Annotated in this window: 4 protein-coding genes; all 4 read right to left on the bottom strand. The window is 42.6% G+C overall.

Going from position 1 to position 7,189, the window contains the following annotated elements:
• Positions 1-2: 2 nt before the first annotated feature.
• Complete coding sequence (locus QM738_RS25450; RefSeq protein ID WP_462279599.1) at positions 3-1,697, bottom strand: SusD/RagB family nutrient-binding outer membrane lipoprotein; 1,695 nt, start codon at positions 1,695-1,697, stop codon at positions 3-5.
• 31 nt (positions 1,698-1,728) lie between these two features.
• On the bottom strand, positions 1,729-4,911 hold the full coding sequence (locus QM738_RS25455; RefSeq protein WP_462279600.1) for a SusC/RagA family TonB-linked outer membrane protein: 3,183 nt from the start codon (positions 4,909-4,911) through the stop codon (positions 1,729-1,731).
• A 116-nt stretch (positions 4,912-5,027) separates the two neighbouring features.
• Positions 5,028-5,777, bottom strand: coding sequence for a DeoR/GlpR family DNA-binding transcription regulator (locus QM738_RS25460; RefSeq protein WP_462279601.1), 750 nt, complete (start codon positions 5,775-5,777; stop codon positions 5,028-5,030).
• Positions 5,778-5,890: 113 nt separating this feature from the next.
• Positions 5,891-7,189 (bottom strand): serine hydrolase domain-containing protein (locus tag QM738_RS25465; RefSeq protein ID WP_462279602.1); only part of this gene is annotated, 1,299 nt, incomplete at its 5' end.

Genomic DNA, 7,189 nt, shown 5'->3' on the forward strand with positions numbered 1-7,189 from the left:
ATTTATGGCTGAGAGAACCAGCATTCATAAGTGTTGTAGTCTGCATTTTGATAAGCGCCTATCCTGGTAAGTTCAGGAATATCATACAGGTATTCTGAATTGAACCTTGGCCTGCACCTGTACACTAGCTTACCATTGTTGGTAGATACCAGGTAATTGATAGGAGAGGTGGGTGGTGTTATAAAATCAGCATACACTATCTGCCCGGTAAATGGATCTTTATCAAGGTTATAATGATATTTGCGCATATCCGTCCACGTTTGGTGTGTGCCCCAGCCATACAATGCTATATACTTTTGCAGCATGATGTGGGTAAGTGTTAAACCTGCTGCTGTAGCAGGTACCACCGCTGTATTGGTCATATACGCTGTTTTCATGGCAGGTGTTATTACCCGTGATGCAGGGATATTAAAAGAATAAGTGGTGGTTAGCATATCAAAATCAAGACTGATACCATTGATATAAGCTGCATAGGCGGTGGTCTTGTCTCCTTTACGATAAGCCGCTTCTGCCAAAGTGAACTGCATTTCACTGGCAGTCATCATTGGCCAAGGACCTGCGTTGCCGTAAACGTAACGGGTGCTATCCAGGCCGGTTGCAGTAGTGGCATTCTGTACACCCATCCTCCATAAATTTCTTGGATAACCTGTTGTGGGCGTAGTACCACTCAGGTACTCGGTAACGCCTAACCATGGCATCACTCCTTTAAAAATGGAATCAGTAAGTGTGCTGGCGCTTTCGCTCAGCATATACCAACACCTTGGATCTTTTACATTGGTAAATGCCACAGTGTTCTTACCCGACATCAGGTTGGCAATATAACCGCCCTGCCTCATAGTACCGATGTTGGAACGGGTAGGCCCGAAGTAGCTGTTAAAACCATTGCTGGTATTTGCCACAGAGAATGTAGCCAGTACATTATCGGTGTTGGCGGTGAGAGAAAGGTTTGCATATTTTATAACAGAATCAGCATAACCTGCAGTAAGAAAATTGGTCTTGCTGCTCAGGCAGCTGTATGAACGGGCGAGTATACCGTACACAAATTTTTTCCATTTGTTTACATCGCCTTTATTAAAATAGAAATCGCTCTGTGCAAAATTTGCAGGATTCACATTGCCATCTGTTCTGCTTAAAAACTTAATGGCCTGGAAACAGGCGTACCTGCAGCTGTCGTAAAATTCCGGTTGTGTATCATAATGAAATTGTGAAAGGTCCGTGCGGAAAGCTTCTCTTGCGATAGCGTCGCCATATTGATTCACCAGTTCCAGCCAGCCCCATGCCCTGCAGGCCCATGCAGCGCCTACAAAATCCCATTTCTGGTCTTCTGTTCCCCATTGTATCATGGCATTAACATTTGCACCGTGACCATAATAAAAGGTTGCCCAGATACCGCCGGTATTATCACTTCCAATTGTGCCTCCCATGCCGCCGTAGTTTTCGCTGGCAGTGGTCGAACCAAAGTACTGGATATAACGGCCCAGTAAAATGTCGTCTATCTGTACACCATAGTTGGTACCTGCGTTGGAATTGAAAGCTGTAAAGCCCCCGATAACACCGGGTAATATCGTTTCCACAGGCACTTTAATGGGTGCATTGGGATTTAAATACGCATCATCGATCATTTTTTTACACGAGCTAAGCCCCAACAGGCTTATTACTGCGGTAAAAAAGAACAGTTTAAAAATTTTGTTTTGCATATAAATATTTTTATTGATAGTTAATGAAGTATTATTTGAAATTAACTCTTAAACCAAAGCTTACACCTAAAGGAGTGGCAGCACTACCCAGGTCCATACCATAACCTCCAATACCACCTGTACCTGGATTGTTTGCATTTACTGCAGGATCTGCGCCATAATAATTAGTGATCAGTATCAGGTCGCTTCCTGTTAAGAACAGGTTGATACCGGATATTGCTTTGATGCGTTTTAAAGTGTTTTTGCTGAATGCATAATTCAATGTCACATCCCTCAGCCTGAACCAGTTCACATCATGCTGAATGAATTCTTCATCAGGCATGTTGGTGGAACTGTAATAAGCGCTTAAATACTGTGGCACGATCGCCAGTGTATTTTTAGTAGGCGTTGCTGAATTCTGCAGGCCATCATTTAATACTCCATTTACAATAACAGGTACATTGCGGTTAGCTGTTCTTTCGCTTTTTCCAAGATAAGTAAGCAGCTGATCAGTACCATTGTAAATGTCACCGCCAACTTTCAGATCCCATAAAAAGCTCAGGCTCCAGTTCCTGTATTTGATGGTGTTGAGTGTTCCCAAAGTAAAGTCAGGCGACCTGTCCCCGATAAGGAAGTTAACACCTGTATTCACTAAAGGTAAACCTGTTGTTGGGCTGATAAGGATATCGCCATTGTTGTTCCTTTGATAAGTAGAACCGGTGATAGTACCTGTAGAATGGCCCCTGATCAAACCACCCCTCACGTTGGATATGTAAGTATCAGAATTATAAAAATCATTTAATGGACCGATTGATTCAGGTAAGGTCAATACTCTACTCCACATGTGGTTAAAGTTGAAATTAACGGTCCAGTTCAGGTCTTTTTTATTGATAGGCGTAACGTTCAATGTTAACTCTATACCCTGGTTACGCAATGACGCAGAATTGGTGGTATTCAATACCGCTGATGTTGCATAGCTGGCCCTGTAGCCCTGTGCTATCTGGTCTTTACAATAAGTATTGTAATAAGCAGCTTCCAATGTAATGGCATTATTCAGGAAACGCAGTTCAGTACCAATTTCATAGGTGCGTTGTTTTTCAGGTATCAAACCGGGGTTGTTGTTGGTAAAGCCATAAGTATAAGTAACCGGTAATACCGTACTGCTCAGGTTGTTCACGAAGAACCTTTGGTTGGAATAAGGATTGTTCAACCTTGCAGTGTTAGCCAGCGAAGCCCGCAGTTTGGCGTAATTAAGAATATTGCCTTTTTGTATTGCAGGGAACATATCCGAGAGTATCACACTCAAACTTGCACCTGGATAATTGTATTTATTATTGATCACAGGTATGGGTGAAGCTTTTTCGAACCTGTGAGAATAAGTAAGGAATGCATAGTTCTTATATCCGATCGATACTTCAGCAAAATACGCCAGCTCACGGAACACATTCAGGTTAGGCAAGCCAAAACCATTTCTTAATAACCTCCTTCTTGTATTTACGGCGGTATTGCTGCTGTCGGTACGGGATGTATCGATCAGGTTAGTGCCATACACAGCAAATTGTTTTGTCTGTAGATCCTGCCACATGGTTCCCACCATCAGCCTGGTGTTAAAGTCGCCAAATTTCTTTTTAGCTGTAGCTGTAATGGTGTGGTTATAACCATAATATTTCCTGTAATAGTTATCTAAACTACCACCTGTTGCAGCAGTAAGTATATATGATTCAGGATGTATGAAAACATAACCATCATTCTTATAGTAATCGTATCCAAACCTGCCGGCTAAAGATAACCAGGGGAAAGGATTTACATCAATACCCAGGGTTGATACCAGGCGGCTTAATTTATCACCGCTGCGGTTGTATTTAGCGCTCCACAATGGATTATCAAAATCACTGTTACGGTTGGTTTGATTAAAAGTGAATTGCTTATGACCGGTTGCATCTTCATAATTCCTTACGTCGAAATTGGCAGGCCATTCATACAGTTCCACCATATAACCTCCGGATGCCAGTGTGGAAGTAGAACTTTTTAAGGGCCTTAAATTATCTGCATTGGTATAAGCAATAGTTGGCGTTATGGAAACGTACTTGCCGATCTTGGTAGTGTTGGCAAGTTTAAAATTGTACTTGGTATAACTGTTATTGGGTACTACACCATCATTATCAAAATACTGACCTGTTAACCTGAAGCCCAGGTCTTTTTTTCCAAATTCAGCGCTAAGGTTATGTGTTTGGGAAAAACCGGTGCGGAAAAAATTATGGATGTTGTCATATAATACAGTGCCGGCTTTCCAGGCCGGGCCAAATGATGTAAAGGAACCTGTAACAGTTGAAGTAGGAACAAAAGGGATATTGTTACTAGCGCCAGGACCGTAATCATTATTTACTGCTGCAAAGCGGGTGATCTTTTGCAGGCGGAAATTGTTGTCGTATGAAACCAGTATTTTACCATTGGTGCCTTTTGCTTTTTTGGTTGTAATTACAATGGCACCAGAACTTGCCTGGCTACCATACAATGCTGTAGCTTCAGGGCCTTTCAATACGGTTACTGATTCAATATCAGCCGGGTTAAGATCCGCAATACGATTTGTATTATCATTATTCCTGTTGTTACCGTCGGAAGCAAGGCCGATACCGCTACCACTCTGAGAATTTGAATTCAATGTTTGATTATCCAGTATGATACCATCTACCACAAACAAAGGCTGGTTGGTACCCGATAAAGTATTGAAACCTCTCAATACGATACCGGTGGAAGCACCCGCAGCACCCGAGGTAGGTGTAACCGTTAAACCGGCAACCCTTCCCTGCAATGCATTCACAAAGTTTTCTCTTTGCGTTTGCTGTACATCCGAGCCCTTTACAGTTTGAACGGAATAACCCAACTCCCTTGGATTTCTTTTAATATCCATTGCAGTCACCACCACTTCGTCCAATGTTTTATCAACCGCTTTCAGTCTTACTGTAATTGTGGGGGCGTCTTTTACTACAATGCTTTGTGTAATAAAATCCACCGAGGATATTACCAGTACATCTCCTTTGGAGGCATTAATGGTAAAATTACCCTGGGCGTCTGTTTTTGTACCCCCGCTTTTACCTTTGATGATCACTGATGCACCTTCTGCAGCAGTACCATCTTCTTTAATTACTTTGCCGGAGATAACTGTTTGCGCCTGCGAAACAAGCGGAACAAGGAAAAACAGAAATACAATTAATCTGTTTGCAAGTTTTCTCATACTGTGTAGTTTAGTTGATTGGTTGAAAAAAAGTTTTTAATAGCAGTTAACATTAATATTGGCGCTGCGGCCAATTGATTCTTCGGGAGTATATTGGAAGTCCTGATAAAATATTTTTACAATACTTCTATGCCTGCGTCCTTGTAAGGTTGCAGCATAGGATGATCGGCCGGTAATTCTGTTATCAGCACATCTATCTTGTTCAGGTCGCACACATGTATCGGCTGTATGGTATTGATCTTTTCTGAAATGGTTAAGCAAACCGTCTTTTGCGAAGCATTGATCATCGCCTGTTTTAAATGCACCACATCCCAATCGTTATCAGTAATGCCATGTTCGGGACTGATGGAGTTGATGCCTAAAAAACAAAGATCGGGCTTCAGGCTTTTAATGCGTGTCAATGCATCGGCGCCCAACGTTATTTTGGAACTGCGGGATAATTTATCGCCTATCACGATCACTTCTATATTGGGATGATGCATGTACTCCACAATAGCGGGTATGCTTCCCGAAATAAAAGTGGCCGATAAGGAAACGGGCAACGACCGGGCCAGTTCGATGATGGTGGTGCCGCCACCGGTCAGTACAAACATGCCGTCTTTGATCAGCTTCACTGCTTTATCGGCAATGATCCTTTTATTATCCTGCGAATAAACTTTTTTGGAAGGGTAAGTAATATCATTAAATGCGTGGGAGAGAGCGCCGCCGTGTACCTTGATCAGTTTGCCTTCTTCTGCAAGTTCCTGCAGGTCTCTGCGGATAGTATCTTCCGATACCTCTATCTCCGTACTTAAACTGGCAGACAGTACTTTATTATGAAGGTTTACCTGGTGTACAATGTACGCCTGTCTTTCTTTTTTGAGCATTAGCCTGGTGATTACTCACCAAATTAAAGGAAAATATTGCAGAAAACCGCAAAAATTATGCAGTTTTAATACACATTTTGCGCAATAACCTGCAAAAATGACCTTGGAAATGCTTATTTATGCGTGGTTACTTTGTTTTTATCCTTGAACAATTGCTGCAAACGGGCATTCTTTTTTGAAAGAACAGGGGCCGGTGCAGCATCAGCTTTTTTACCCGGGGAACTGTCGGGTGTTTTGGAGTTTTCACTTTCTTCTTCTTCCTCGCCCGTATAATAATCGCCAAATAGGTTGGCCAAAATTTTAGCGTGGTAGATAGAACGGAAATCTTTATTGCTGATCAGGATGATTGTTGCATCTTCTTCCAGTAGGCGGATAAAAACGGCACGATTACCATGCCACCAACCATTATGGTAGATCATTTTTTTGCCATTGGGATAAATATTCATGCGCCATCCCAACCCGTAATTCCGCACGCCCGGCTTTTCGTTGCTGTAAGGTGCATAAGCCTGCGCCAGTGTTTCCTTGGTAAAAAGGGCATTGGTGGATAAAGCCCTGTCCCATATCAACAGGTCACGCACGGTGGTGTACACATTTTTATCGCCATACGATCCGTCTGCTTCGTTCAATGCTATTGGAGTGCCCCGCCAATCGTAACTGTAATTTACTTTTATTGAATCGAAAGCCGTATACACGAATGAATGCTTCATGCCCAATGGAGTAAAGAAATTCTGTTGCAGGTAAGCAGGGAATTTTATGCCGCTCACTTTTTCCACCAGCATTGCCAACAGCACGAAATTGGTATTGCAATACGTGAAATGGGTATTGGGGGCGGAGATGTCTACCAGTTCTGCTTTCCTGTTCACTAAAAAATCATATACATCCTGGTTGCTGGCCATCTGTTTTTTATTCCATCCCAGGTTTTCCATAAAGTGCAGGTAATTGGGCAGGCCGCTGCGGTGGCTCAGCAGGCTGCGTATGGTTACACCAGGGTAGTTGAATGTGGTGAAGTATTTGCTGAATTCGTCATCGATATTCAATTTGCCTTCCTGCCATAATTTAAGCACAGCCATGGCAGTAAAGGTTTTGGAGGTGGAAGCTATCTGCAGCGGTGTGCTGTCGGTAAGCAGGTCGTTGCCGGGTATATGGCCTGTTCCGGTATATTTTTCAAATACAATGTTGCCGCCTTTGGCCACCAGTATACTGCCATTAAAATTTTTGTATAATAAGGAGGAATCGAACCATTGTTCGCAGGCAGAACGCAAACGGGCAACTTCTGCAGGTGCTATAGTAGTTGGTTTGGGTAAAAGGCCGGATAAATGTGCACTATCTGCCTGGCCGGCATTTGCTTTTTGTGTTGCTGGATTGCAGGAATTTAATACAATACTAAACAGATAGACTATAATTAAGGTATG

This window comes from Ferruginibacter sp. (assembly GCF_049840995.1).
Classification (GTDB): Bacteria; Bacteroidota; Bacteroidia; order Chitinophagales; family Chitinophagaceae; genus Ferruginibacter.